General features: G+C 59.8%; 21 protein-coding genes. 6 read left to right on the top strand and 15 right to left on the bottom strand.

The genetic code is table 11. The features are described 5' to 3' along the window. Nucleotides 1–41: 41 nt before the first annotated feature. The 3 genes from HMPREF2765_RS04770 to HMPREF2765_RS04760 form a co-directional block, all read right to left on the bottom strand. On the bottom strand, nucleotides 42–1,616 hold the full coding sequence (locus tag HMPREF2765_RS04770; RefSeq protein ID WP_070604470.1) for a sensor histidine kinase: 1,575 nt from the start codon (nucleotides 1,614–1,616) through the stop codon (nucleotides 42–44). Between the two features lie 306 nt (nucleotides 1,617–1,922). Then, nucleotides 1,923–3,614 (bottom strand): CpaE/TadZ family protein, encoded by a 1,692-nt coding sequence (locus tag HMPREF2765_RS04765; protein WP_049345785.1) that lies wholly within the window; start codon nucleotides 3,612–3,614, stop codon nucleotides 1,923–1,925. Next, entirely contained in the window at nucleotides 3,611–4,303 is a 693-nt protein-coding gene (locus HMPREF2765_RS04760) for an SAF domain-containing protein (protein ID WP_049345786.1), read from the bottom strand. Before HMPREF2765_RS04760 ends, HMPREF2765_RS04765 begins: the two co-directional genes overlap by 4 nt. Nucleotides 4,304–4,666: 363 nt before the next feature. Here HMPREF2765_RS04760 and HMPREF2765_RS04755 point away from each other — a divergent pair, with 363 nt between their 5' ends. Beyond that, a complete protein-coding gene (locus HMPREF2765_RS04755) occupies nucleotides 4,667–4,900 on the top strand; it encodes a helix-turn-helix domain-containing protein (protein WP_044150292.1) in 234 nt (77 codons plus the stop codon). Nucleotides 4,901–5,091: 191 nt separating this feature from the next. On the opposite strand, the gene HMPREF2765_RS04750 is transcribed toward HMPREF2765_RS04755, so the two are convergent. Further along, entirely contained in the window at nucleotides 5,092–5,775 is a 684-nt protein-coding gene (locus tag HMPREF2765_RS04750; protein WP_070604468.1) for a histidine kinase, read from the bottom strand. A 209-nt stretch (nucleotides 5,776–5,984) separates the two neighbouring features. Here HMPREF2765_RS04750 and HMPREF2765_RS04745 point away from each other — a divergent pair, with 209 nt between their 5' ends. Next, nucleotides 5,985–6,983: a LysM peptidoglycan-binding domain-containing protein gene (locus HMPREF2765_RS04745; protein ID WP_083303620.1), complete on the top strand. Its 999-nt coding sequence runs from the start codon at nucleotides 5,985–5,987 to the stop codon at nucleotides 6,981–6,983. Nucleotides 6,984–7,076: 93 nt separating this feature from the next. Then, nucleotides 7,077–7,754: an Rv3235 family protein gene (locus HMPREF2765_RS04740; protein WP_049342198.1), complete on the top strand. Its 678-nt coding sequence runs from the start codon at nucleotides 7,077–7,079 to the stop codon at nucleotides 7,752–7,754. 113 nt (nucleotides 7,755–7,867) lie between these two features. Here the strand turns inward: HMPREF2765_RS04740 and secA are convergent, their stop codons facing one another. The 10 genes from secA to HMPREF2765_RS04690 form a co-directional block, all read right to left on the bottom strand. Beyond that, nucleotides 7,868–10,483, bottom strand: a complete 2,616-nt coding sequence (gene secA, locus HMPREF2765_RS04735; protein WP_005508570.1) for a preprotein translocase subunit SecA — start codon at nucleotides 10,481–10,483, stop codon at nucleotides 7,868–7,870. 351 nt (nucleotides 10,484–10,834) lie between these two features. After that, complete coding sequence (gene hpf, locus HMPREF2765_RS04730; protein WP_239665130.1) at nucleotides 10,835–11,476, bottom strand: ribosome hibernation-promoting factor, HPF/YfiA family; 642 nt, start codon at nucleotides 11,474–11,476, stop codon at nucleotides 10,835–10,837. Nucleotides 11,477–11,685: 209 nt separating this feature from the next. Then, nucleotides 11,686–12,426: a ComF family protein gene (locus tag HMPREF2765_RS04725; RefSeq protein WP_246823926.1), complete on the bottom strand. Its 741-nt coding sequence runs from the start codon at nucleotides 12,424–12,426 to the stop codon at nucleotides 11,686–11,688. A 222-nt stretch (nucleotides 12,427–12,648) separates the two neighbouring features. Continuing rightward, on the bottom strand, nucleotides 12,649–14,355 hold the full coding sequence (locus HMPREF2765_RS04720; protein WP_070604464.1) for an LpqB family beta-propeller domain-containing protein: 1,707 nt from the start codon (nucleotides 14,353–14,355) through the stop codon (nucleotides 12,649–12,651). Nucleotides 14,356–14,583: 228 nt separating this feature from the next. Further along, on the bottom strand, nucleotides 14,584–16,335 hold the full coding sequence (mtrB, locus tag HMPREF2765_RS04715) for an MtrAB system histidine kinase MtrB (RefSeq protein WP_070604462.1): 1,752 nt from the start codon (nucleotides 16,333–16,335) through the stop codon (nucleotides 14,584–14,586). A 34-nt stretch (nucleotides 16,336–16,369) separates the two neighbouring features. Further along, complete coding sequence (mtrA, locus tag HMPREF2765_RS04710; RefSeq protein WP_005505360.1) at nucleotides 16,370–17,071, bottom strand: MtrAB system response regulator MtrA; 702 nt, start codon at nucleotides 17,069–17,071, stop codon at nucleotides 16,370–16,372. Nucleotides 17,072–17,126: 55 nt separating this feature from the next. Further along, a complete protein-coding gene (locus tag HMPREF2765_RS04705) occupies nucleotides 17,127–18,434 on the bottom strand; it encodes a uroporphyrinogen decarboxylase/cobalamine-independent methonine synthase family protein (RefSeq protein ID WP_070604460.1) in 1,308 nt (435 codons plus the stop codon). A gap of 150 nt (nucleotides 18,435–18,584) precedes the next feature. Beyond that, nucleotides 18,585–18,974 carry a chorismate mutase gene (locus tag HMPREF2765_RS04700; RefSeq protein ID WP_049342203.1) on the bottom strand — a complete coding sequence of 130 codons (390 nt, stop codon included), beginning with the start codon at nucleotides 18,972–18,974 and terminating at the stop codon, nucleotides 18,585–18,587. Between the two features lie 101 nt (nucleotides 18,975–19,075). Continuing rightward, complete coding sequence (gene mnmA / locus HMPREF2765_RS04695) at nucleotides 19,076–20,299, bottom strand: tRNA 2-thiouridine(34) synthase MnmA (RefSeq protein ID WP_070507583.1); 1,224 nt, start codon at nucleotides 20,297–20,299, stop codon at nucleotides 19,076–19,078. 190 nt (nucleotides 20,300–20,489) lie between these two features. Then, nucleotides 20,490–21,737, bottom strand: a complete 1,248-nt coding sequence (locus HMPREF2765_RS04690) for a cysteine desulfurase family protein (RefSeq protein WP_070604458.1) — start codon at nucleotides 21,735–21,737, stop codon at nucleotides 20,490–20,492. 179 nt (nucleotides 21,738–21,916) lie between these two features. Between HMPREF2765_RS04690 and HMPREF2765_RS04685 the strand changes: the two genes are divergently transcribed. Together HMPREF2765_RS04685 and HMPREF2765_RS04680 are read left to right on the top strand one after the other, a co-directional pair. Further along, complete coding sequence (locus HMPREF2765_RS04685) at nucleotides 21,917–22,384, top strand: tRNA (cytidine(34)-2'-O)-methyltransferase (protein ID WP_070507585.1); 468 nt, start codon at nucleotides 21,917–21,919, stop codon at nucleotides 22,382–22,384. Nucleotide 22,385: 1 nt separating this feature from the next. After that, a complete protein-coding gene (locus HMPREF2765_RS04680) occupies nucleotides 22,386–23,033 on the top strand; it encodes a uracil-DNA glycosylase family protein (protein ID WP_070604456.1) in 648 nt (215 codons plus the stop codon). A gap of 195 nt (nucleotides 23,034–23,228) precedes the next feature. On the opposite strand, the gene HMPREF2765_RS04675 is transcribed toward HMPREF2765_RS04680, so the two are convergent. Beyond that, nucleotides 23,229–24,557: a S1C family serine protease gene (locus HMPREF2765_RS04675; RefSeq protein ID WP_070604454.1), complete on the bottom strand. Its 1,329-nt coding sequence runs from the start codon at nucleotides 24,555–24,557 to the stop codon at nucleotides 23,229–23,231. Between the two features lie 381 nt (nucleotides 24,558–24,938). Between HMPREF2765_RS04675 and HMPREF2765_RS09270 the strand changes: the two genes are divergently transcribed. After that, the gene (locus tag HMPREF2765_RS09270) at nucleotides 24,939–25,106 is read left to right on the top strand and encodes a hypothetical protein (protein ID WP_168163560.1); all 168 of its coding nucleotides are present in this window, start codon (nucleotides 24,939–24,941) and stop codon (nucleotides 25,104–25,106) included. Nucleotides 25,107–25,175: the final 69 nt, after the last annotated feature.

The following is a 25,175-nucleotide window of genomic DNA, read 5'->3' as shown; positions in this document are numbered from 1 at the left end:
CTCGGGGCGGCGGCAGTTCTATATGTCATACGAGAAGGGGCTTAGACGAGCACCGCGGTGATGACCACGCGGGTACCGGTCGGTTCGTTAGCCTCCCAGCGGATTGAGCCGTTCAGCTCGCTTGCCACCAGGGTACGCACAATCTGCATGCCCAGGCCTTCCTTACCGGTCACCGGGCGGTAGGCGTTCGGGCCGGACTCTTCAATCTTCTTATCGCCCATGCCCTTACCGTCATCAGTAATCACGACGGTGAGGATGTTCTCACCCTCATCGTTGATGCCGCGAATACCCTCAAGGGTCACGGTGCCGGTCTCGCCGTCCAGGCCGTGCTCCACAGCGTTCGCGACAACCTCGTTGATAACCAGTGCCAGAGGGGTGGCGAACTGGCTCGGCAAAGATCCAAAGGAACCAATCAGCTTGGTAGACACGTGCTGACCGGGGGAAGCAAGCTCAGCGGCAAGGTGGAACTGACGCTCAATCAGCTCATCAAAGTCGACGTTCTGAGTCAGGCCCTGCGAAAGCGCCTCGTGCACGGTAGCAATCGTTGCCACGCGGCGCATCGCCTGCTCCAGGCCCTGACGTGCCTCATCAGTGGTCATACGGCGCGACTGCAGGCGTAGCAGAGCGGACACGGTCTGCAGGTTGTTCTTCACGCGGTGGTGGATTTCGCGGATAGTCGCGTCCTTGGTCATAAGTTCCAGTTCGCGGCGGCGCAACTCGGTCACGTCACGGCAGAGAATCACGGCGCCCTCACGCTCGATGCGGGCGCGCCTCTGCACCAGCAGCGGGATGGATCGCATGGTCACGCGAGCACGGGCAATAACCAATTCGGTGCGCAGGTCGCTACGACCGGCAAGGACCAGCTGCAGGGTTTCGTCTGCCTGTTCACCGGCAGGAAGCATCGCACGGGTGACGTCGGCAAGGTTTTGCTTTTCGAGGTAGCCGGTCATGCCCATGCGGTTGTACATGGAGTTCGCGTTCGGGGAAGCGACGACCACACGACCGGAGGGGTCAAGCACAATAATGCCGTCGATCACGCGGGGGTTGCCCTGGGTGTTATTTCCCTGGGCGAGGGGGTCGGGCCACAAGCCGGAGTGCACCATGGAGAGCATGGTGTCGGCAGTATATTCGTAGACCTCGTCGCTGATGGAGGGGTAGCCACTGGGTGTGGCAATCTTGTGGCTGGTCAGCAACGCAATGGTGCGGTTGTTGCGCACGATAGGCACGAAGGTTACGTGTACGCGCGGGCGGGCACCAACACCCTCACCGCTTCCTTCGTCGGTGTAGGTGCTGATGTTCTGGTCAATCCAGACGCGGTATGCTTCGTCGCGGATTCCGTCTTCCATGTCGTGATCGATGATGTCGTGGTGGAAGAGGGTTCGGACATTGGAGGGGCGCACGTGCGCGAAGGCACGGAAAGTACTGGTTTCGCTGGGACCGGATACGGCGTCCGGGGAGCTGCCGTCGGCAACAACGTAGTCGGTGGGGAACCATAGAACCAGGTCACTCTGGGCGATGTCAGAGATGACCTGCCATTCGCCCATGATGAGGTGAACGCGTTCAGTGTCGCCGGGACCGAAGTCGCAGGCGCTCATAATTCCTTCTGCAAAAGACATATGTTTGTGTGCTTCCCTAAGTTCGGGTGTATTCAACCATTTTACGGTTTGTTCGCCGCAAATCCCATTCAAACGACAATACGTGGAATAGTTTACAGAGCATTTCTTGGAGCGCGCTTTTTAATCGCATATATGACGCAGCGCAATGAGATGCACCCCTCAGTTGTACAGTGAGGCATTCGCACTACTCCCCCGTTTCGACCCCCGTGTGAAGGCGCAAAAACCCGGCGTATCGGCGCTCCCATGTTCTGGGAGGAATACCGATAAGCCGGGCTTTTTAGCAAACGCTAGTTATAGCTGACGGGCCTACGCGCCGGGGCGTACCGCGTACATGCCCGCAAGCATCGCTTCGAAGGACTGTACGACCGCGTGGCGGGGCGCCACCTCCAGCAGTGCCTCACCGTTGCGGCGCAAACGGTCCATGACCTTCCGTTCGTACGGAATCACGCCGGCGAGCGGGATGGACAAGTAGCGTGCCCAGTTATCGCGCATCTTCGCCTCGGGATTGAACCCGGCGGCTTCGCGGCGGCTGCGGTTAAGCCAGTACTGCACATCCGTTTCGGGTGCGAACAGATCCGGGCGTGCCTGCACCTCGCGGGCGAGGTTGATCAGGCGCGGCAGGCCGATGACGTCCGCTTCGCCGAGCGCAATCACGCGGTCGGAGCAGGCGAGCGCGGTGAGGGTCGCGGCGTTACGGCGCGGTGCCGGACCATCAAAGGTCAGTTCCTCGTCCACCTCGATGGGTGCGGCGACATCGCAGATGACCAGGTCGTAGCGGTGCTTGAGCCATTCGAGCACCTCGGCGAAAGCGCGGGCGCGCACCTCGGGCCAACGTGAGGAGGAGGTGATGCCGCTCAAGAAGTCGAAGGTGCCGTTTTTGAGGGGCACGCGCTCCATGATGGCGCCGGCTTTCTTCTCGTCGAGCTGGGCACGGTCGGCGTCCGAGCAGAGAATTGCCAGGCCGGAGCCGGTATCCTCGAGCGCCATGAGCGCGTCCAGGCTGGGTGCGTAGGTGTCTGCGTCGATGAGGCAGACCTGCTGACCCTGCTGCGCCGCGAGGGCGGCAAGGTTGAATGCGATGGTGCTTCGGCCGGGCGCGCCGTGAGTGCCCCAGACAGTCACGATCTTGCCGAGGCGGTGGCCGGGCTGATAGCGGGAGGGCGCGGCGGGGTCCTGGTTAATGTCGGGGTGTTGCGGCAGAGTGCCGTCGTTGTTCTCGTTCTGCACATGCAGGGCGTAGTCGTTGCCGGGTGCGAAAGAGTCGACGATGGCGGCGGCCTGGCTGAGCACGGATTCCTCGTTGCTGGGCACGACGGAGGAGGCTTCCGCCGGGTCATGCGCGCTGGGTGTGCCGGGTGCACCGGGCGCGTTTCCGGCGGGCACCGCGGGGTCGATCCCGTAGCTTCCGTAGTCAGCACCGTAGGGCGCGCCGGCGTTTATAGCAGCGCCCGCGGCGGGGTCGTAGCCGTAGCCGCCCGCCCCATGGCCAGCAGCTCCGTTATCGTAACCGTAGCCACCGTACGCGCTGTCGTAGCCGTACCCTGCATCGTATCCGTAGCCTGCGTCCTGACCGTAGGCGGCGTGCGCCTCCGGCTGATGCACCGCCTGCGCGGGAGCCTGATTCGGGGTCTGTGCGGGCACGCCGTAGCCTGCGTTGGGTCGGGCGAGCGCCGCATCCACAGCTTGTTCGAGCGAGCCCAGAATCTCGTCGAGGGCAGCTTCGGGGCGGATACGGTGAGCCTGCGTGGGCAGATGCAGGTTGTCCGGGGCGATGACCGCCAGGAGCACCTCGGAGGCGGCGAGCGCATCCACGGTGGAGGCGCTTATTTCGGCGGGCACGTGGGCACAGAGCAGCACGCGGGCAATGCCGGTGTGCGCCATTCCGACGGCTTCGCTGAAGTCCTGCACGGTGCGCGCCACGGAGACGCGGCCGCGTTGGGATTCGATGCGGTTCAGGAGCGAGCCGTCATCGCCGTAGAGGATGACGGGGATGTTCACTGACCCTCCCCATAGGTGCCGGGGATGAGGCTGATCTTGGAGTCGCTATTGCTTTCCTTGACGAGGGCGGCGAGGGCTTCTTCCTTGACCCACAGCTGCACGGTTGCCTTGCCGTTGGCGCCAAGCACGCCTTCATCGACCGTTACGGCAACGATTTCGGCATTGGTGACGATGGCGCGGGCACCGTTTTCAACGCGGTTATCGCTCTTAGTGTCGGGGTTGCGCGGGCCGGAAGTCCACACGTCCACGCGCTCGCCTGCCTTCAGCGCGGAGGCAGCGGTGCGGTCAATGCTGACAGTGGCGAGGCGGCGCCCCGGGGAGGTTTCAGTGCCTACCGATTCTTTGCTGATGAAGTTGCCGGCGGGGATGCGCTGGGTAGCGATTTTGCCGTTCATCTGTGCGGCTTCGGCGCGGGTGAAGTACTTGTCTTTGGCGGAGTCGATGTTCGCTTCGACTCGGGCTAGTTTGTCTTCGGTGATTTTCTCGCCGAGGCGGATTTCGCTTTTGGCGGTGTAGTACTCGGTTTTGCTGTTGTTGGCTTGCACGTAGAGCTGCACGCCGGTGATGGAGACGAGCACGAGAAGTACACCGAGGATGAATCGCCAGTCCTTGACGGTGGGCCTTTTGAGGCGCCTGGCGTGGGGCTCGGTGAGGGTGGAACGCTTCGTCGCGTTCTGTCGTATGCGCATGATGTGGTTGTGCCTTTCGGTGCGGAAGCCGGCGGTGATTCCGGGTGTTGTTCAACTGACCGATGAGCGAGTGGTGTGTTTTCGATAGTGCTTTGACTGGATTCTGGCACTAACCCTAACAGCATATTTCATTTAGTACTCTCTCTCAACAAGAGTCGCGTTTATGAAATATTTTTGAGTCTTGCCCCTTTTGAATGGGTAATTAGATAACTTTTCAGCTCATATAAGGCTTTTTGTGCGCAAATTTCATGGTGATGACATATACTGAAAGTACTCAATAGATGTTCCGTATGGACTCTATGTATAAGGCCGCTAACGGTGGCTAAGGGGCCCAGGATTTCACTCACGGAAAGGAATAATTCGATGACTGCACCTCGTTTCCTCACTCTGAGCGACGTTGCCGAGGAGCTGCAGGTTTCGCTTTCGCAGGTGCGTGCTCTGGTGCGTAGCGGCGAACTTCCCGCCATTCAGATTGGTGGACGTAACCAGTGGCGCATTGAACGCTCTCGTTTTGAAGAGTACATTACTGAGCGCCACGAGCAGACTCTGGAGGCGATTGCTTCCGGCAAGCTCACTGCAAAGGCTAAGGCTGAGTAGCATTCGACATGCACCTCGCGGGCGCAACGCTCGAGTGGTTTTAGAAAGGTCCGCTCCTCTCATTGAGATTTCAATGGAGAGGGGCGGACCTTTTTGTGTTTATTGTTGCTTTTATAAGGGAATTTATACTTGTCGAGGCGTTTTTATGGGCGTTCCCACAAATTGAACTGCCCACTATTTACCCCGTGCTTTTAGCGTGAGATACGGGCGATAACTGCGCTAATACGAGCCAGCGGAATGGTGCGCACGCCAGCGCCGCGAGGTGCACGGGAGTAGCCGGAGGCGCCCTGACCATAACCAGCTTGCCCATAACCGCCCTGGCTGTAACCACCCTGCCCGTAGGTTCCCTGCGCGCCGTAGGCTGCACGCGCGTACTGGTCGCGTTCGTAGATACGCGGGTACTGGCCGCCATTGAGCAGGCGCAGCTCAAGGAAGTCGGCACCGACTCGCTCGATCACGCCGTCATAGCTGACGGTGCCACCTTCGAGGGAGAGGCGAACGGGTTCACGTGCCATGGCGAGGGAGCGGAGGGCGAGCTGAATTTTCATGCGGTAGCGTTCGGGGCGAATATCGGCTCGCCCGGGAGCGATGCCACCTTCCCACCAGAGCATTCCGCGCAGGGGGATGATGATGTTTTCGCCGCGCGCTTCGATGCTGACCCATTCTTCGCCGACCATTTCGAGCTTACCTTCGTAGGTTTGCATGTCGGTGGCGCAGATGCGGATCGGGCCGCCAACCTGCGCGAGGAGGCGGTCGTCGAGGGTAATGGTGGAGTACTGGACGCGGGCGACTTGGCGGGCATCCTGTTCCATATCCCAGGCACGTTCGGAGGCGAGGCGCGCCTCAATGTCTCGTAGGAACTTTTCCATGCTCATACTATGACCCTACCCGAGTAGCGGGTGCGGATACGAACCGGGGCGTTTTTCTGGCCGAATGATGCTTCTTGAGCTTAATTTTTGAAGCAAATTCCACCAAATTATATGTTTTTTATGCATTTTGATACGTTTTGCTTCATTTTTGGCACGTCTTCCTGTATAAATGAAACAACACCAAAAGCTATCAAACATACCATTTGGAGGTCATCGTGGACCAATTTTCCACCCCGGGATCAGCCCCCGCAGCCTTCGCTTCACGCCCTGCCACCTTCGCCTCACACTCCGCAGTCTCACACTCCGTAGCCGCGCCTCGTACTGTCAGTGCAGAGGTAGCCGCTGGCGGCGGCTCTGCGTCCGGCACCGGCTCTGCAATCGGGCCCGGCGCTAAGGCAAGCTACCAGGACGCGTTGCTCTTCATCGCCCCTCCTCTGCTTTCCGCGGCGGTCTTGGGCGCGTTGAGCGTGAACCTGCACCGCATCCCCTCGGCACACCCGCTGACAGATGCTTCGCTGCTCTGCGCTGGTGCGGTAGCAGCCCTCATTACCGCCTGGTGGTTCATCAGTTTTATCTACGCTCTCTTCTACGCTTGGTCTTTGCGCGTTTCGAGCCACAACGCTGACCGCGCGGTGCTGAAGGTCCCGGCGATTTTCCGTCCGCGCTTTATGCGCCGCATCGTTCTGACGCTCGGTGGCACGGCTCTTGGAGTGGGTGCGGTTCTGGCTCCCGCACAGGCTACGGTGGTTACGCCCAGCAACGCCGGGCTGACCAGTACGGAAGGCATGCCGCAGACGACTATCTCTGCGGTCATGACCGCAGAGTCAACGAGTACTGTGGGGGCAGACACCAGCTCAGATACGGTTTTCTCCGCTACCGACCCGGCACAGTCCGCCGCTCTCCTGCCGCTCTCCGCCGAGGTTCCCGATATCCCCCTGGCTCCTCAACCCACGGAGGCGGCAGGCTCGCTGCAGGATCGCAGCCCGTTCTTCTCCCCACCCCGCGCTGAGGCGGGCACCTACTCCTACACGGTCCAGGCGGGCGATACGCTCTGGTCCATTGCCGCCGAGCAGCTGGGTGAAGGCACCGACGCCTCCACCATTTACAACTACACTCTCGATATTTACGAGGCGAATAAGGACGCTCTGGGTCAGAACGCCGAACTGCTCTACGCGGGGCAGGTTCTGCAGATTCCCGAACAGCCCGTTCACTAACCTCACCCGCGTCTTCCACCCCATTCCACCTCATCCTAACAGTCTTTCGTTCGCTCAACTCACCTCACATACCCTGCACCGAAAGGAGCCGTCATGAGCTTCTCCAACCTTCTCCCCCGTTCCCCGTGGACCCCGCCGCATCAGCCTGCCTCCCGCGACAACCAGCCTGCCAGCCCGTATTCAAAGCGTCAGGCGGCTCGCACCTCCCAGCCGGTGGCTCAGTCGGTGCCCCAGCCCGCGAGTGCCGAGCAGGTCGCTCCGCTACCGGAGCAGGGGCAGGGCACGATGGCTCTGGTGCAGAGGCGGAACAGCGCGTCGGTCTATTCGCTGTTGCCGCTGCCGCGTTATGAGCAGCATTCGGCGCAGCGCCCGAAGGTAGTGAAGAGGGGCCGCCCGCTGCGTCCTGCGGATGCATTGGCTCGCCAGTTGGAGGGTCGTTGCGCGGGTGTGGCGATTGCTTACCTGGAGATCATGTCGGCTCGTCGTTCGCGTCAGCAGCTGGCGCAGTGGGTGTCAGCGGATTGTTTCCACCGTCTACTGCCGTTCTTCCCGAAGAACCCGCGTCAGGTGCGCAAGGAGATGCTGTTGACTCTTCCGCCGGTTCTGCTGCGGGTGCGAGCGCAGAAGGTGCACGAGGAGCTTTACGAGGCGGTGGCGCTATTGCGTTGTGCGGATAAGGTTCGCGTGGTGACCATGCAGATGCGGCTGATTCACGGCATGTGGCTGATTACCTCCATCGAGCAGCCGCAGAGCCGCTTGGACGAAGACTAAGGCTTCCCCGGCTTCCCCTACAAAACACACAGACAAACAGAGAGGGTGCGAATCCGGTATTGGATTCGCACCCTCTCTGCTAGGTCTATAGCATTTCAGCTTTTACGCTGAGGCTACTTGTCCTTCGAGCGTTCCACGTGAACCTGCTCGTGGCCGTCCTCATCCGGGGCGGAGTACTGCAGGAACTTCGGGCGCGAAGGCTCAGCCAGGCGCACGGCAGAAGCCTGAGTGCGCTGCTTGGACAGGTCCAGGTTGAACAGGTAGGTCACGGTCTCTTCACGGATCGCGCCGAGCATCGACTGGTACATGTCGTAGCCTTCACGCTGGTACTCGACCAGCGGGTCACGCTGAGCCATCGCACGCAGACCGATACCTTCCTTGAGGTATTCCATCTCGTACAGGTGCTCGGGCCAGCGCTCGCCGATGACGGACAGCATGACGCGGCGTTCAATTTCGCGCATGCTCTCTTCGCCGACGCTCTTTTCACGCTCATCGTAGATGAGGTGTGCGTCCGCCAGGACTTCCTTCACGATCTGGTCGCGAGTGATCTTGGTGCGGTCGCCAGCGTCTTCTGCGAGGTCGTCCACGGTGATGGAGATGGGGTACACCTGCTTAAGGGCGCTCCAGAGTTCGTCGAAGTCCCAGTCCTCGGCGTGGCCTTCAGAGACGCGGGCGTCGATGATGGTGGTCAGCACCTCGTCCACGAAGCCGGAAATCTGTTCCTTCAGGTCGTCACCGTGCAGGATGCGGCCGCGGTCCTTGTAGATCGCTTCACGCTGGCGGTTGAGCACGTCGTCATACTTGAGCACGTTCTTACGCTGTTCAGCGTTACGGCCTTCAACGTTTGACTGGGCGGTAGCAATAGCGCGGCTGACGATCTTGGAGTCCAGTGCGGAGTCCTCGGGGGCTGCCGCCATGAGGCGGGTTGCCATGCCGGTGTTGAACAGGCGCATCAGTTCGTCGGTCAGCGACAGGTAGAAGCGGGACTCACCCGGGTCACCCTGACGGCCGGAACGACCGCGCAGCTGGTTGTCGATACGGCGGGACTCGTGACGCTCAGTGCCGAGCACGTACAGGCCACCGAGCTTGGTGACTTCCTCATGCTCTTCAGCTGCGGCATCTTCGCAGGCCTTCAGGACCTCGGGCCAGCGTGCCTCGTACGCCTCAGAGTTGGTGTTCGGGTCCAGGCCGAGCTCACGCATCTTCTCGACGGCCTCAAATTCGGGGTTACCGCCGAGCATAATGTCGGTACCGCGACCAGCCATGTTGGTTGCCACGGTGACGGCGCCCTTACGGCCCGCCTGCGCGACGATAGCTGCCTCGCGCTCGTTGTTCTTTGCGTTCAGCACCTCGTGGCGCACGCCTGCCTTCGCCAGCTGGCGGGAAAGGTACTCGGAGTTCTCCACGCTTGCGGTACCAACCAGAATCGGCTGGCCCTTCTCGTGGCGTTCCTTAATGTCCTTGACGACCGCCTTGAACTTGGCGATTTCGTCGCGGTACACCTTATCGGGGTTGTCGATACGCTGCACACCCTTGTTGGTGGGGATGGGCACCACGCCGAGCTCATAAGTGTTCATGAACTCTGCCGCTTCGGTTTCCGCGGTACCGGTCATACCGGACAGCTTGTCGTACATGCGGAAGTAGTTCTGCAGGGTCACGGTCGCCATGGTCTGGTTCTCAGGCTTGATTTCGACGCCTTCCTTCGCCTCAATCGCCTGGTGGATGCCGTCGTTGTAGCGGCGGCCCGGCAGAATACGACCGGTGTGCTCGTCAACAATCAGGACCTCGCCGTCAATGACCACGTAGTCCTTGTTGTTGGTGAACAGCTCCTTCGCCTTGATGGAGTTGTTCAGGAAGCCAATGAGCGGGGTGTTCTTGGATTCGTAGAGGTTCTTCACACCCAGGTGGTCTTCAACCTTATCAATACCGGATTCGAGGATACCGACGGTGCGCTTCTTCTCGTCTACTTCGTAGTCTTCACCGCGCTTGAGCAGGGTCGCGGCAATGCGCGCGAACTCTGCATACCAGCGGTTTGCCTCACCGGCTGCGGGGCCGGAAATAATCAGAGGGGTACGCGCCTCATCAATCAGGATGGAGTCCACCTCATCGATAATGGCGAAGTTGTGGCCGCGCTGAACCTGCTCCTCCACGGTCCACGCCATGTTGTCACGCAGGTAGTCGAAGCCGAACTCGTTGTTCGTACCGTAAGTGATGTCTGCGGCGTACTGCTTACGACGTTCGTCGGGCTCCATGGATGACAGAATCACGCCGCACTCCATGCCGAGGAAGCGGAACACGCGACCCATGAGGTTCGCCTGGTACTCAGCCAGGTAGTCGTTCACGGTCACAATGTGCACGCCCTTGCCGCTGAGCGCGTTCAGGTACGCGGGCAGGGTCGCGACGAGGGTCTTACCCTCACCGGTCTTCATTTCGGCAATGTTGCCCAGGTGCAGTGCAGCGCCACCCATCAGCTGGACGTCGTAGTGGCGCTTGCCCAGGGTGCGCTTGGATGCTTCACGGACCACCGCAAAGGCCTCCGGCAGCATAATGTCGAGGGATTCGCCGTCCTTGACGCGCTCGCGGAACTTGTCGGTCTCTGCTCGCAGTTCCTCATCGGTCATAGATGCGAAGCTGTCCTCGAGCGAGTTCACCGCCTTGGTGTACGCTTCGAGCTGTCGCAGAACCCTCTTATCGCCGGTTCGGAGGATTTTCTCCAAGAAAGATGCCACTGAGCTTCTACTCCTTGCTTGTTTCGGTACCCTCACCAAGGGCGCGCGAGAGTGCGCGCGGTGAGGCCTTCCTACATATTGTATGGCAGAGCCGCCTAATTCGCCCGTCCGAGCTATTTTTTACGCTGTACGCCCACGAGGTGACATTTGGTAACACTCGAATCTTTCACCCTCCGGTTGAGGCAGAGCCGATCCATCCGTCTAAAGGAACAGATGTGTGGAGGGCAAAGAAAAACCCGGGGGCCTGGAGAAACACGGTGTGTATTCCCAGACCGCCCGGGTCTTGAGCCTGCTCGCTGAGTACGACCCCTAAAGAGCCTTACGCCTCAGCAGCCAGCAGGTACGTTAGTTTTACTCGTTGTCCAGAGTAATGATGCCGTAGCTCCAGCCCTTACGGCGGTATGCCGCAGCCGGTGCGCCGGTCTCGCTGTCAATGTACAGGTAGAAGTCGTGGCCGACCAGTTCCATACGGTCAACAGCTTCTGCGGGAGTCAGACGCTCGCCCTTGAAGCTCTTGTGGCGAATCTCGATGGGAGATGCGGCCTCGTCGGCGAGGGTGACCTCGCTGTTGTCGAATGCTGCTTCTTCAACCGGAACATCCGGCAGCAGAATCTCGGTAATTGCTTCGGTAACCACGGGAATCGATCCGGTAGCGTCCGCCACGGAGACGGGGTGCTTGCCACCGCGCTTGTGCAGCTTGCGGCGGTCACGTGCACGGCGCAGACGCTCCAGGAGCTTGCCGTAGGTTTCATCGAAGACCGCGAACTTGTCGTGACCCTGGGCTTCGGAACGGAGGACAGGACCAGTACCAACAACGGTAATCTCAACGCGGATGGACTCGCCACCCAGGTGACCGTCCTTGCTGAACTTGACGTCGATGTCCTTCACGTTATCGCCGAGCTGAGCGAACTTCTGAACCTTCTCGCTCACGTACTCTTCCAGGCGTTCGGTGACCTTGATATTGCGGCCGTAGATGTTGACTTCCACGATCATTCCCTCCAGGTTGGGGGCTTATACCGCGTCCGGCTGGACCCGGTACGGGGGTTCGACTCCAATGCCGTTCCCTTGTCTATATTCTAGTACGAAACATGTTTCATATCACTAGATATGACAAATATTTAGCCTAAATAATAGCTATTCGTCCGTCTGCGAACTTTATTCGCCAAAAATCGTGTATCTCTTGCAACTAACTACAAGAAACGCTATGTCTGAGCCTTTTTCGGTACCGCCGCCACAGCACACACGCCCAGCACCCGCGAACCGGATTCCTGTAGCACACGCACCATCTCAGAGGCGGTCGCACCGGTGGTCACCACATCATCACAAATAACGCTCACCCGACCCGTGCACAGGGCAGGCTCCATGACGCGCAAGGCACCGTGCATCCGCTCGGCACGCCCCACAGCGCCCAGGCTCTTCTGCTCATTCTTTGTCTCAGAGGCGCTAAGGAGAAAAGCACCCACACGAGAAGATAGGGAGGCGCCGCTCCCCCGCCGACCGCGAGGAACGTACCCGATAACGTCCACAGCGCGCACCCGCACCGAGGCAGGCAGACGCTTATTAAGCTGACGCGCCGCCTCCTGCACCAAAAGATTCGCCGGCGCATAGCCGCGGCGGCGCACGCTCTGGGCAGAGGACGGCGCCGGAATCAGCAGAACCTCAACCGGTGCGGCGGAGGTGCCCACAGAAGAGATAGAAGACCCCGGTACGCTCTGAAGCTCAACCCGATGCGCCCGAAGAAGCTCGTACACGCTACGCGCCAAACCCTCTCCCAACAGGGGCAGCAGGTCGGTACGGCCCGCATTCTTCAACGCCAACAGGGCACGCGGCATGATCCCCTCATAACGGGATGCCGCACGCACCTCGGGAGCAGCCGCGCCATCAAGAGGTTGCAGAGCATATACTCGCTCCACCTTAGCCAACGCCGAACGCAACTGCGGCAAGCAAGCCTCACACAGTGGCGAGCCTGCCCCATAGGCGACCGGCACCGCACAGCACGGGCAAGTACGCGGCATCAGCACCTCCCCCAAAGACCCGCCGGCACTCTTGAGAGCGCCCGCAAGCCCGGTCAGAGACTTGCTCCAGGACCCATTCACGGAATCGTTCAAACCACGCTGTACTGAACTCACCGAAAGCACCCTTTCCTCGCTCGCGCCTACCCGAGGCTAACCGGCGTAACTAATCTCGTGCAGGGTCGTGTCCAGACGGATCCAGCCGCGCTCCTCCATCAGGTAGCACGAACCGTCAGAACGGTGAGCAATAATATTCGACGTATTATCCGCCGTCGAAATGGTCATCACACCATCCAAACGGTCCAGCTTCGTCTCTTCACCGCTGAGGGAAATCACCTCAGACTCACCATTCTTCACGTTCACCACCACGACGCTCTGGTCGCCAGCCCAACGGGCATTACGCGGAGTCACAGAAGAGCTCAGACGCACCATCTCCGTCAGACGCAGAGGCTTACCGGCATCATCACGCACAATACCGGAAATAATCACAGCCGACGCACCCTCAGTAGACGCCACAATCGCCATGCGGGCACCATCGTGAGAAACATTCACGCTCGTAAAGCTCAAATTACGCTGCCAGGACAAACCAATATCCACACCGCGCTCACGCTCGGTTGCATCCTCAGAATCCGGCTTGAAGGCACGAACAGTACCCTCACCATCGGCAGCCCACACCCAGCCGTACGCATCAAAACTGGGGGCAGTCAGCGCGGTACTCTGCCACACGCGGCGGGCAGTGCCCTGATACACCGTGTACAGGCTCGCAGCATCATTCGCCAAGCAGGCATAAACGTCTGCAGAATAGCCCATCGCCGGGGAACTCAACTGGGTCACGCCACGCAGAAGCAGCTGCTCACCCGCATTGCTCATATAGTCATCACGTGCCACCATCTGGCCGTTCGAGTTAATAGCAACCGTGCGGGCAGGAACACCCGGGTTCAGCTTCACCGCAGAAAATCCGCTCGGCGCGTTCTCAGGAATCAGAGTGCCGTTATAGAAAACCTCAGTCTTGCCCAGACCCGAGAAGTTCTCCAAGCCGTGCATAATCTGCTCACGCACACGCGCCAAACGGTTATCGTCCAGGTGCTCACCCGAGAGGCGAACCAGCACATCCTGGTTATCGCTCATGTTAGCGGTCTCAAGGCTCATCGACTCATTCAACGCCGAAAACGCGACATCCTTCAAATAGGACGCCGGACCAATCATCAGAGTACGCACCAGCAACTCAAAATAGCGATCCGTATGCGGGAACCAACGGATATCCGGCACAGCATAACGGAACGCACGATCGTAGAAATACAGGCGACACGGGCTAAACACACGCTCAAACTCAGTGCCATCCAGCCACAAGCCATCCGGGCAGGAGCTAATACGCCACTGGTTATCTTCCATGACCACGGTGAAATCCTGAGTCTCAGTCTGAGCCTCAGGGAAGGTACTCGTAATACCCTGACTATTCACGGTCGCAGTCTGCTGAAAACGCACATGGTACGTACCCTCAGCGTTTCCGCTATCATCACTACGCGGCTGCACCGTATTACGGTACACACGAGTTGTACCGTAGGGATTCCAACGGCCCGCAAAAGAAGAGCTCAAATACTGGCGCGCCACAGCATAATTTTCGATACTATCCACGCCAGCACGCACGAAGCCCTCAATAATCGCCTCGGGGGTAGCGCCCGCCAGCGGTCCCGGCGCACGCGCCGGAGAAGTATTAACGCTCTTCACGTCCAGACCACTGCTGTGCTGAGTCACTCGGTCGTTCGAAGGAAGACCCGCGCAAGAGCTCATCAGCGTCGCCAAAGACACCGCGCACCAAGACAGCGCGGCGCGTCGAGAAACAATACCCCTGTGAGACATGGAGGTCTTAACCTTCCTCTACGAACAAAGACAAACAATCACCAGCTACCACTGCAGGCCATCGCAGCGCGGCGAAAGAATCAACACAGCGAAATAGCAACACCGTGAAAATATATCTGCATTGATTGTACTGGGTAAACAGTGCAAATACGCAAGGATAAGTGCAAATACAACCGCACCGACCCCAATCCCCCGTTTCATGACAGGGACCAGGGCCCCGCGCCTCTTCTAGAGGTCGCCCCCAGCAGCCGTACGAGGAGCGATATTGGGCAGCGTATCCTTAGCCGGCGCCGAACGATGCGAGCTTGACTCAGGCTCACCCGTCACCAAAACCGGCGACTCACCCAACGGAGCGCCATGAACCAGGGGCAGGTTCACCGTGAAGCAAGCACCGCGGCCCTTCTCGCCCCACGCCTCAATCGTGCCACCGTGCAGACGCACATCCTCAGCAGCAATCGACAGACCCAGACCCGTACCGCCCAGGGTACGCTTACGCGAAGTATCAGCACGCCAGAAACGGTTGAACACCTGAACGGCTTCATCCTCAGACAAGCCGATACCGTGGTCGCGCACCGCAATACCCAGATTCGTGGCGTTTGCATCCACGTACACGTCAATCGGTCGGGATTCGCCGTGCTCAATCGCGTTGTACAGCAGGTTACGGAGCACACGCTCAATACGTATACGGTCCATATCCACCATGATGCTCTCATGGCTCGTATGCACGTTCAGCTTCGTATGCGTACGTTCCAGATGAGGCAGAGCCTCCTGCAAAATATTCGAGAGAACACGGATGAAGTCTTCCGTGTCAATGGTCAGCATTGCGCTACCGGCATCGAAGCGCGAAATCTCGAGCAGATCAGAAAGCATTGACTGGAAACGGTCCACCTGCTCATGCAGAAGCTCCACGCTACGGACCTGCATCGGGTTCATATTCTCACGCGAATCGTACAGCAGCTCAGTACCCAAACGCACCGTCGACAGCGGAGTGCGCAACTCATGAGAAACGTCAGATACGAAGCGCTGCTGCAAAGTCGACAGGCGCTCCAGCTGAACAATTTTCTCCTGCAGCGAGTCAGCCATCAGGTTGAAGGAATAGCCCAGACGCGCCGCCTGATGCTCACCGTGTACAGACACACGCTGATCCAGGTCGCCAGCAGCCAGCTTCTCCGCCGTAATAGCGGTCTGCGTAATCGGGCGGACCACAAAACGAGTCACAATCCACACCACAGAAAGCACCACAGTAAGCAGTGCACAGAAACCACCAAAAAGAACAAAGTTAATATGCGCAATCGTGGCGGAAGAATCCGTCATATCGTACACAAGGAACAAACCGTAATTAGGGTTCTGAGAAATAGAAATATGTGTACCAACGATAAGCACCGGATAGGTGCGCTCACGATTATTTTCGACAGTAGTCACCGTAGACGTCTGCCAGAAAATACCGTCCTTATCACGAACAGTTTTTTTAAAATCATTCGGAATACTCGAAGAATTCAAAGAATTATTACTGCTCTGCTCAGGAATAAAACCCTGCTTACCTTGACCTTCCAAAGGCACAAGAATCCAATTGCGCTTACCCGAGCTACCCGCGTCCAAGACGGTCAGGGTACGGCTCACATTACGACGAATCTCGCTGTCACTACGGGCTTCAGAGGAGTCCAGCACGCTCTGAACGTTGCGGAAACCACTCTCTGATTCCGCCAACGCCTGGCTCTTCTGATTCTCAAAAAGACTCGATGCAATCTGGCTCGACAAGGACCAACCCACCATCAAGAAGCTCAGGAACATCATGATGCCCGCGGTTCCCAGAGCACGGAACTGCAGAGATTCCTTCCACAGACGCTGAGCGCGCTGCATCAGGTTCCTACGCTGCTTCTGTGCCTTACGCGGCTTGGAAGCGCGGGTACGCGAAGAGGCGGAGGCTACCGCCTCCGCCGTCAAAGCGCCGTGCTCATGGCTCGACTTCGCAACAGACAATCAGGTTATCCCTTCGCCTATGAATAGGTTCCGATTAGCTACCGGAAGATCCCACCAGCTCGGTCGGAATCTTATAGCCAACGCCACGGACCGTCTGGATAAAACGATCCGCACCCAGCTCATCAAACTTAGCGCGCAAACGCTGGACGTGCACGTTTACCAGCGAATCGCTCACATCAGTGTAACCCCAGACCATGTCCAGCAGTTCCTGGCGGCTCAACGCCTGACCCGGGTGACGAACCAGCGCGGCCAACAGGTCAAACTCCAGAGGAGTCATCGGAACCTCAGTGCTGTGGTACTTGACGGTACGACCGTCCATATCCATGACAATATCGCCAATGGACACCACCAGCTGACGGCTCTCACGCGGACGCAAACGGGTACGAATACGCGCCAACAATTCAGCGTGCTTAAAAGGCTTAGCAATGTAATCATCAGCGCCAGCTTCAAGACCCTTAACAACATCTTCAGTGTCGCTTTTAGCGGTCAACATAATAATCGGCACATTAGAAGAACGGCGAATTTGCTGGCACACTTCAATACCGTTCATGCCAGGAAGCATCAAATCCAAAAGCACCAAATCGGGAGTGGAGCGCATAAAAGTTTCAAAAGCGCGGCTGCCATTTTCGCAGAAAACAGCGTTAAAGCCCTCTTGCGCGAGCACGAGGCCAATCATTTCCGCCAGAGCATCATCGTCATCAACCACCAAAATGGTGTGTGCGTCGCTTGCGCTCACAGTACCTCCCTAAAGAATTGTCGTAAATACTTACATAAAAATGCTGATTATCTAATCATACCGCGCACTCAGCCAATGCACGGGCACACTCTGTCACCCGAGCCAGCGAAGCCGTGGCATCCAGCATACTTACCGCGGCTGAAGTCATCCCAGCAGGCACGGAACCGCTCTGAATACGCTCATCAGGCATCAAACCCACCGCACTCAACTGCGTCGGCTCAAGACCAACCTCACGCCACAGGCTGTACAGGCGGCGCACCTGATCAGGAACCCGTGCAGAAGTCACCACCGGCAGCCACAGCTGGGTCTGCGCCTCCAGAAGCTGCGCGACGGGCTCCCAGGAACGAGGGTCGCTCAGCGGCGGAACCTGCAGCGTGCCGGGCCCTTTGAGGCGGGCGCGATCAGGATGCAACAGCAAAGCGCAGGGAGCGCCGTCCTCAACACGCATCGCCTTCACAAGAGCCAACGCGTCAAGGGCGGGGCGGGACTGGCTCAGCAGCTTCAGCTCCTGCACAGGCTTGAGCGCGGTGCCATCCACGTCCAGGATGAGCTGCAGATTCAGCTCGGCGAAACGCTCCGAGATACGGCGGTACACCTGCTGATAGTAGTGAGGTTGCAACGCCGACAGGGAGCGGAAGCCACTCACCGTAGGGATGGCCCCCTCCAGCAGACGCTGAAATTCGGATTCATCCAGCTGCACGGCAATCAGCGCCCGCGGAGCTTGCAGAGCCTCGCGCAGAGAACCCATCCAGCGTTCCAGGCCTTCCAGGAACGACTCCAGCAGGTCACGGCTCGCCCCTGCATCACTAATGGCACGCTCGCCGCCGGGCAGATAGATACTGGCGGCAAGAGTCAGCGGACCGACCAGCTGAATCTTATACACCGCAGCGGAACCCTCAGCACTGGAAGTGAACCTCTTCTTCTGCGCACCCACACGGTCAGCGAGAAGATTGATATCCGAAAGCAGACGGTCCTGCGCCAAGGCAGACTCGCGTGCTCCCCTGCCGCCGCTATGCACCATGCGCCAGCCAAACGAGGCACCGTCAAAAGCAAGTCCCTCGCACACCGCCAGGGTGCGTGCCAGAGGAGTACTCCGCCAACCCAGCGTCGGCAGATGCGGCAAGAACGGCAGGTGCGGGGCACCCAGCTCCCCTTCCACTCGAGACATTGCTTCGCCCAAATCATCGCCGGGAAAATCACCCCGACCGCTAGCGCGCACCAGCGGACGCTCAGTAGCGAGCGCAGCAAGGTCCTGCTCGGTCAGTTCGTCGCCTTCGGGGGCGCGGTACTCACCGGGCAGTAGCAGGCGCTCCGGCACCGGCTCGGTGCGGGCATTCTGGCGGGAGGAAGATTGAGGGGGCATAAACGAGTGAGGTTAAGACAGGTTAGGGAAAAGTGCGGGCGGGTCGATGCTCTGCCGCTGGACGCTCAGCACGATGGATGCTCAGCAGGGATAAGAGCGGGGCTTTTCGGAGAGGCTGAGATCTCGAAGAGGGTGAAATCTTAGAAAGTCTTAGCTTTCAGACTTTTCAGTCTCTTCGTCCTGGTCAGCGTGCTCGTTCGCGATGCGCACGTGGTGGCGAATCACCTCAGAGATGATGAAGTTCAGGAACTTCTCCGCGAATTCCGGGTCCAGGCTGGATTCCTTCGCCATGGCACGCAGGCGAGCAATCTGCGCCTCTTCACGACCGGGGTCGCCAGCGGGCAGGTTGTGCTTAGCCTTCAGGACGCCCACGCGCTTAGTTGCCTGAAAACGCTCCGCGAGGATGTGCACCAACGCTGCATCGAAGTTATCGATGGAGCGGCGCATGGCGAAGAGCTCCTCGTAAACCTCCGGCGCGACTTCATCGCCCATGGAGGTGGCGTGGGGGTCAAATTCGCAGGAAGTGTGTTCGGCAGTCATCGGTCTCTCCTCAGTCCGGTTGTGGTCTTCTGTGCGTTGCGCTCGAGCAGGCTGTTGCGGCAACAGCTGCGAATAGCGGGGTACGCGGCTATTCTGTGCGGCTAGTCGGCGCTGGTGGAGGCGCCAGCAGACAGGGTTTCTTGAATGTCTTCGCGGTCCAGCGAGTAGGCGCGGGCGATGGTGGACTGGCCCAGTACGCGAGTGCCTTGGTAGAGCACCATGGTCTGTCCCGGTGCCACGCCGGAGAGCGGGTCCAGTAGGCGCACTACGGTTTCCAGGCGCAGCGTGCCTTCTTCTTCAGCTTCGGGGTCGGGTGCCCAGGTCATGTACGCCTTGGCGCGGACCGGGTCAGCGTGCGCGCGCACCTGTGCGGTCACCTCGAACTCTTCGCTACGAGCGCCCAGCTGTGCGGGCTCTTCCAGGAAGCGTGCCGCCTGTTCTACGGGTACGCCCGCCCAGGTGGCGCGGATACCGCGGATTTCGTGCACGGCAAGCAGCTCGCGGGAGCCGACGATAACTTCGTTTTCCTTGGGGCGCACCTCCAGCACGAAGCGGGGCTTGCCGTCGGCGGCGGGGCGGCCCAGTGCCAGGCCCTTGCGCTGGCCTACGGTGTATGCCTGCGCGCCGGGGTGCTCGCCGAGCACCTCGCCGTGGGTGTCCTTGATGAGGCCGGGGCGCATCCTGATGTGGTCGCCCAGCCAGGCGCGGGTATCGCCTTCGGGGATGAAGCAGATGTCGTAGGAGTCCGGCTTCTTCGCCACGGAGAAGCCGCGCTCTGCCGCCTCCGCGCGTACCTGTGCCTTGGAGGGGGTGTCCGCCAGGGGGAACCAGGCGTGCTTGAGCTGTTCGTGGGTGAGCACACCGAGCACGTAGGACTGGTCCTTGGCCCAGTCGGCGGCGCGGTGCAGTTCGCGGTTGCCGTCTTCGGTGGTGATGACGCGGGCGTAGTGGCCGGTCACCACGGCGTCGAAGCCGAGTGCGAGGGCGCGTTCGAGGAGCGCGGCGAACTTGATCTTTTCGTTGCAGCGCATGCAGGGGTTGGGGGTTCGTCCGGCTTCGTATTCGGAGATGAAGTCGTCGACGACGTCTTCCTTGAAGCGTTCGGAGAAGTCCCAGACGAAGAAGGGGATGCCCAGCTGGGAGCAGACGCGGCGGGCGTCCATGGAGTCTTCGAGGGTGCAGCAGCCGCGGGAGCCGGTGCGCAGGGTGCCGGGCATGCGGGATAGGGCGAGGTGAACGCCGACTACTTCGTGTCCTGCTTCTACGGCGCGGGCTGCGGCGACTGCGGAGTCAACGCCGCCACTCATAGCTGCAAGAATTTTCACTGCCTATCCTTCTGTTGTGTTGAGCCTTTAGAAAGGTACGCCTTATTTGTGTGGGCGGACTTTTCGTTACTGTAGCTACCCATTGTACGCAGGGGCTCGGCGGGATATTGGGCAGTGCACCCTCAGCCCGCCCTCAGCGAACGCTGAGATTGCAGGCTGAGGGCGGTTCGGTATCTTTTCTTCTGGCTTTCTAGTGCCAGCGGGAGGCGTCCGGCTGCTGCGAGGACAGTCCCGCCTTTGCAGCCTGTTCGTAGGCGGCGGGTAGTGCCGCGATGAGACGTGCAATATCGGCTCCGGTGGTGGAGTGGCCGAGGGTGAATCGCTGGGCGCTGCGGGCGGTGTCTTCGTCCATTCCCATTGCCATGAGCACGTGGGAGGGGCGGGTCACCCCGGCGTTGCAGGCGGAGCCGGTGGAGCTGCTGATGCCCTGCATATCCAGCAGGAAGAGCAGGGTGTCACCTTCTGCGTTTTCGAAGGTGAAGTGGGCGTTGCCGGGCAGTCGCTTCTGGCCGGGGTATTCTTCGGTGAGCGGGTTTTCGCCGCTCAGGTGCGCCTGAGGGATGAGCGCGCTAATTGCCGCAACGAGTTCGTTGCGTAGCGCGGCGATGCGGGCGGATTCTTTGTCGAGGTGCTGTACCGAGTGCACGGCGGCCTCTGCGAAACCTGCGATGGCGGGTGCGTCGATGGTGCCGGAGCGTACGGAGCGTTCCTGGCCGCCTCCGTGGAGGACGGGGGTCATCTGCACGGCACGGGTTGCAACCAGCGCGCCGATGCCCATGGGACCACCGATTTTGTGGCCGGAGATTGCGAGGGTCGCTACCCCGCTGGCGTGGAAGTCAATGGGGATTGCGCCGAATGCCTGCACCGCGTCCGAGTGCACGGGAATACCGTATTCGGCGGCGATAGCGGCGATCTCGGGGATGGGCTGTACGGTACCGACCTCATTGTTCGCCCACATGACGGTCACGAGCGCGACGTCTTCGGGGTTCTTTTCGATGAGTTCGCGGACGGTTTGCGGGTTGACGCTACCGTGCTCGTCTACGGGGATCCATTCGAGCTGCGCGCCTTCTGCCTTTTCGAGCCATTCGCAGGTTTCTTCCACGGCGTGGTGTTCAATGGAGGAGACGAGAATTCGGGTGCGCTGCGGGTTTTCTTCGCGGCGTTTCCAGTAGATGCCCTTGACGGCGAGGTTGTCTGCTTCGGTGCCGCCGGAGGTGAAAATAATTTCGGCGGGGTCGGCTCCGACGGCGCGGGCGATGCGTTCGCGGGCGTATTCGACGGTGGCGCGGGCGTCGCGGCCTACGGCGTGCAGGGAGGAGGGGTTGCCACCGTTGCGCATCTGTTCGACCATAGCGTCGATGGCGGCGGGCAGTACGTCGGTGGTGGCGGCATGGTCGAGGTAGACGCGGCCGTTCTGACGGTTGGTTTCTGCACTCATGGTTCCTCCTGCTGGGTTGTCGGCAGTTTTTCGCCTCACTTATTTTATCGCGCTCTATCCGCACTCTTCTAGGTGTGTTCATCTGCGGCTGGGTCGGCGAGCGCTACTGCCCCGGGACGCTCAATGCTGGTCGGGGGCTGTTCCGGGCTGGTCGGGGGCTGCGCGGTACACTTAGGAACGTGTTCAAGATTCTTTTCTATACCCCTGAGATTCCCGGCAATACCGGCAACGCTATCCGTTTGGCGGCGATTACTGGCGCTGAGTTGCACCTGGTGAAACCGCTGGGCTTTAACTTTGATGATGCGCATCTGCGCCGCGCGGGTCTGGACTATCACGACCTGGCGGTGGTGACGGTGCATGAGACCCTTGAGGATGCGTGGGAGGCTCTGGCTCCGGAGCGTGTTTTTGCGTTCACGACGACTGCTTCGACTTCGTATGCGGATATTGAGTACCGTCCCGGTGATGTGTTCATGTTTGGTCCGGAGTCGGTGGGTCTGCCCGCTGAGGTTCAGCAGGACCCGCACGTGAGCGAGCGGGTGAAGATTCCGATGAAGCCGGGCCGCCGTTCGCTGAACCTGGCTAATTCTGCGTCCATTGCGATTTTTGAGGCGTGGCGCCAGAACGGTTTTGAGGGAGGCGCCATCTAGCATGGCTGCAACACACCATAATCTGCCGGAGCATCTGGTTCAGCAGATTCTGGAGACAGCCCCTCCCCTGGCTGAACAGATTCGCCTGGATCCGCAGAATAGGGAGTTCACGGAGCAGGGTTGGGAGCCGGTCTATTCGGCGTCCCCGAAGGCACGCATCGTGGTAATTGGTCAGGCGCCCGGGCGCGCCGCGCAGGAGAGCCGTATCCCGTGGAATGACCCGAGCGGTGTGAAGTTGCGCGAGTGGATGGGCGTAACGGACGAGCAGTTCTACGACCCCGAGCTGATTTCGCTACTGCCGATGGATTTCTACTACCCCGGTAAGGGCGCGCACGGCGATAACCCGCCGCGTAAGGATTTCGCGCCGAAGTGGCATCCGCAGCTACTGGAGCTCATGCCAGATGTTCAGCTGATTCTGCTGGTGGGCGCGTACTCTCAGAAGCATTACCTGGATGGTGTGCACGCCCCGAAGGCGCAGAAGAACCTGACGGAGACGGTTCGCGCGTGGGAGTCTTACCTTCCGAAGTTCCTGCCGCTGGTGCATCCTTCGCCGCTGAATTTTAGGTGGCAGGCGAAGAACCCGTGGTTCGAGCAGGAGGTTGTCCCGGCTTTGCAGAAGCGCGTGGGCGAGGTTCTCGAGGGCGCCTGACCCACCCCCCGCTCTGCGGCACCAATGCATTTTGCTGTACTAACGCAAGAAGCTCCCACCCCAGCGTTTGGGGTAGGAGCTTCTTCGTTACGCCAGGTGGCACTCTTGCTGAGCGGTTAGTCCTGCTGAACGGTAGAGTCGGCTGAGCGGGTGTTTCTCAGCCGTGCCCTTCAGCGCTCAGAGGCAAGACGTGTTTTACTTCTGGCTGTCGGCGTCGCCCAGGGTCACGGTGATGTCCTGGGTGGAGGAGCCGCGCTTAATCTTCAGCTTCAGATCAGAGCCTGCTGCCGCGGCACGCACGGTACCGTTAAGCTCGTCGCTCTTGGTCACGGCGTGACCGTCGGCTTCAATCACGACGTCGCCGGATCGCAGGCCTGCTTTCGCGGCGGGGCTGTTAGATTCTACCGAGGCAATTTCAACGCCACCGGGGATGAGCTTGGACGAGCCCGAGCCGGTGTCCGCGGGGCTGTTCTTCACGCTCGCGCCCAGGTAGCCGTGGGTTGCCTTACCCTTGGCGATGATCTCGGAGGAGATGCGCTTGGCGTAGTTGGAGGTAATGGAGAACGCCATACCGTCGGCGGTGCCGCCATCCTGGCTTGCCTGGCCCTGCGCGTTAATGCCGACCAGTTCGCCCTTGAGGTTCACCAGCGGGCCACCGGAGTTACCGTGGTTGATGGGAGCGTCAACCTGAACCATGGGGATGTAGTTCTGGCCCTTCGCATCGGCAGGCTGCACGCGGTTTGCGTTCGAGACCACGCCGGAGGTTACCGATTCGCTACGACGATACGGCGCGCCGAGGGCAACCACTACCTCGCCGGAGACCAGCTTGGAGGAGTCACCCCAGGTGATGGGCTGCAGGTCCAGGCCGGAGGGGTTAATCTTCAGGACCGCCAGGTCAGCGGCAGAGTCCAGGCCCACCACGGTTGCGGTGCGTACGGTGCCGTCGCTCAGGCGCACCTCAATAGTGGATGCTTCTCTGGAAGATTCGAGGGTAACCACGTGGTGGTTGGTGAGGATGTGGCCTTCCTTGTCGAGGATAACGCCACTACCGCCGCCGGAGGAGGAGCCGTTCGAAGCAACGATGGTCACGGTAGAGGGCAGGACCTTCTTCGCGGTTTCTGCTACGCCGGCCACGGTGGAAGAGTTGCTGATATTGGAGCTGACGGAACCACGGGAGGAGGTGCTGGTGGAGCTGTTATTCGATGCTGCGATGCCGCCTCCGACACCCGCGCCAACGCCACCGCCAACGAGGGCTGCAAGCAGAGCCGCGGTGAGCACAACGCCGGCACCGTAACGCTTGTTGTTATCGGTGTTCTGGGGTGCAGACTGTGCCGATGCGACCTGAGCAGCGGCTGCCTGGGGGTAGGTGTAGCCGGGAGAAGCATATGCTTGCGGGTATGCGTTCTGACCCTGCTGCTGGTTTGCGGGCTGGTAGCTTGCCTGTCCGTTCACGTTCTGCAGGGGACGGGTTGCATCCGTGACGCCGTCATTGCCGCCGTAGGACCATCCGTTGTTCTGAGTCATAAGTTCTCCTAGAGTCGCGCGTGTGCCTCACCCTGGGCGCACGCTATCTTTCTACTGTAGAGGGTGTTTTATGGCGTTCTATATTTTTTTGCTGTTGGTTATCGGGGAGTTCCCTGGGAATTTTTCTCTCGCCCTTTCATTTGGGGTAGATTAGCCGGTCTTGAGGCACCCGGCGATTTACCCGGCGGCTAGTTTATTTTGGGGCTTTGTTCGCTATTTTTCGTCGCTCCCAGGCTTCTCTTTTAAAGCACTAGGTTTTTCTCCATGGTTTACACAGCATGACGCTTCTTGGTACACAGCTTGAACACAGGGTTGCTCCGTAATGTTGAAGGCACATAGAGCCGAGAACAAAGGCAAAGGACAAAGGCAAAGGAGAAACCCATGATGATCGGAACCCTGATTTTCTGTGCGGTCTTGGCAAGCTCCATCGGTATCGGTGCGGGTATTGTGGCTTGTTGCTCGGGAATGGTGTACCGCCGTCATCGTGCGGAGAAAACTGCCGAGTTGGCACAGCCGATGGCTACCCAGGCGTTGACCGCCGGTAGGTAGCGTATAGAGTTTGATAGTTTTCCGGGGCGGGAGATGAGAGCCCTGCACCGGGAGGGGCGAGAATCCCCA

Origin of the sequence: Rothia sp. HMSC062H08, from assembly GCF_001810775.1 — a bacterium.
In the GTDB taxonomy this organism is placed as follows: Bacteria; Actinomycetota; Actinomycetes; order Actinomycetales; family Micrococcaceae; genus Rothia.
The sequence above is the reverse complement of the archived record's forward strand: the minus strand, read 5'-3'. Positions and strand labels throughout refer to the sequence as shown.

What these genes read in the sequence shown, in the direction of transcription:
- HMPREF2765_RS04770 (WP_070604470.1), bottom strand. Translation starts at nt 1,616, where the DNA reads ATGTCTTTTGCAGAAGGAATTATGAGCGCCTGCGACTTCGGTCCCGGC.
- HMPREF2765_RS04760 (WP_049345786.1), bottom strand. Translation starts at nt 4,303, where the DNA reads ATGCGCATACGACAGAACGCGACGAAGCGTTCCACCCTCACCGAGCCC.
- HMPREF2765_RS04755 (WP_044150292.1), top strand. Translation starts at nt 4,667, where the DNA reads ATGACTGCACCTCGTTTCCTCACTCTGAGCGACGTTGCCGAGGAGCTG.
- HMPREF2765_RS04750 (WP_070604468.1), bottom strand. Translation starts at nt 5,775, where the DNA reads ATGAGCATGGAAAAGTTCCTACGAGACATTGAGGCGCGCCTCGCCTCC.
- HMPREF2765_RS04740 (WP_049342198.1), top strand. Translation starts at nt 7,077, where the DNA reads ATGAGCTTCTCCAACCTTCTCCCCCGTTCCCCGTGGACCCCGCCGCAT.
- hpf (WP_239665130.1), bottom strand. Translation starts at nt 11,476, where the DNA reads ATGATCGTGGAAGTCAACATCTACGGCCGCAATATCAAGGTCACCGAA.
- HMPREF2765_RS04720 (WP_070604464.1), bottom strand. Translation starts at nt 14,355, where the DNA reads ATGTCTCACAGGGGTATTGTTTCTCGACGCGCCGCGCTGTCTTGGTGC.
- HMPREF2765_RS04705 (WP_070604460.1), bottom strand. Translation starts at nt 18,434, where the DNA reads ATGCCCCCTCAATCTTCCTCCCGCCAGAATGCCCGCACCGAGCCGGTG.
- HMPREF2765_RS04700 (WP_049342203.1), bottom strand. Translation starts at nt 18,974, where the DNA reads ATGACTGCCGAACACACTTCCTGCGAATTTGACCCCCACGCCACCTCC.
- HMPREF2765_RS04690 (WP_070604458.1), bottom strand. Translation starts at nt 21,737, where the DNA reads ATGAGTGCAGAAACCAACCGTCAGAACGGCCGCGTCTACCTCGACCAT.
- HMPREF2765_RS04680 (WP_070604456.1), top strand. Translation starts at nt 22,386, where the DNA reads ATGGCTGCAACACACCATAATCTGCCGGAGCATCTGGTTCAGCAGATT.
- HMPREF2765_RS04675 (WP_070604454.1), bottom strand. Translation starts at nt 24,557, where the DNA reads ATGACTCAGAACAACGGATGGTCCTACGGCGGCAATGACGGCGTCACG.
- HMPREF2765_RS09270 (WP_168163560.1), top strand. Translation starts at nt 24,939, where the DNA reads ATGATGATCGGAACCCTGATTTTCTGTGCGGTCTTGGCAAGCTCCATC.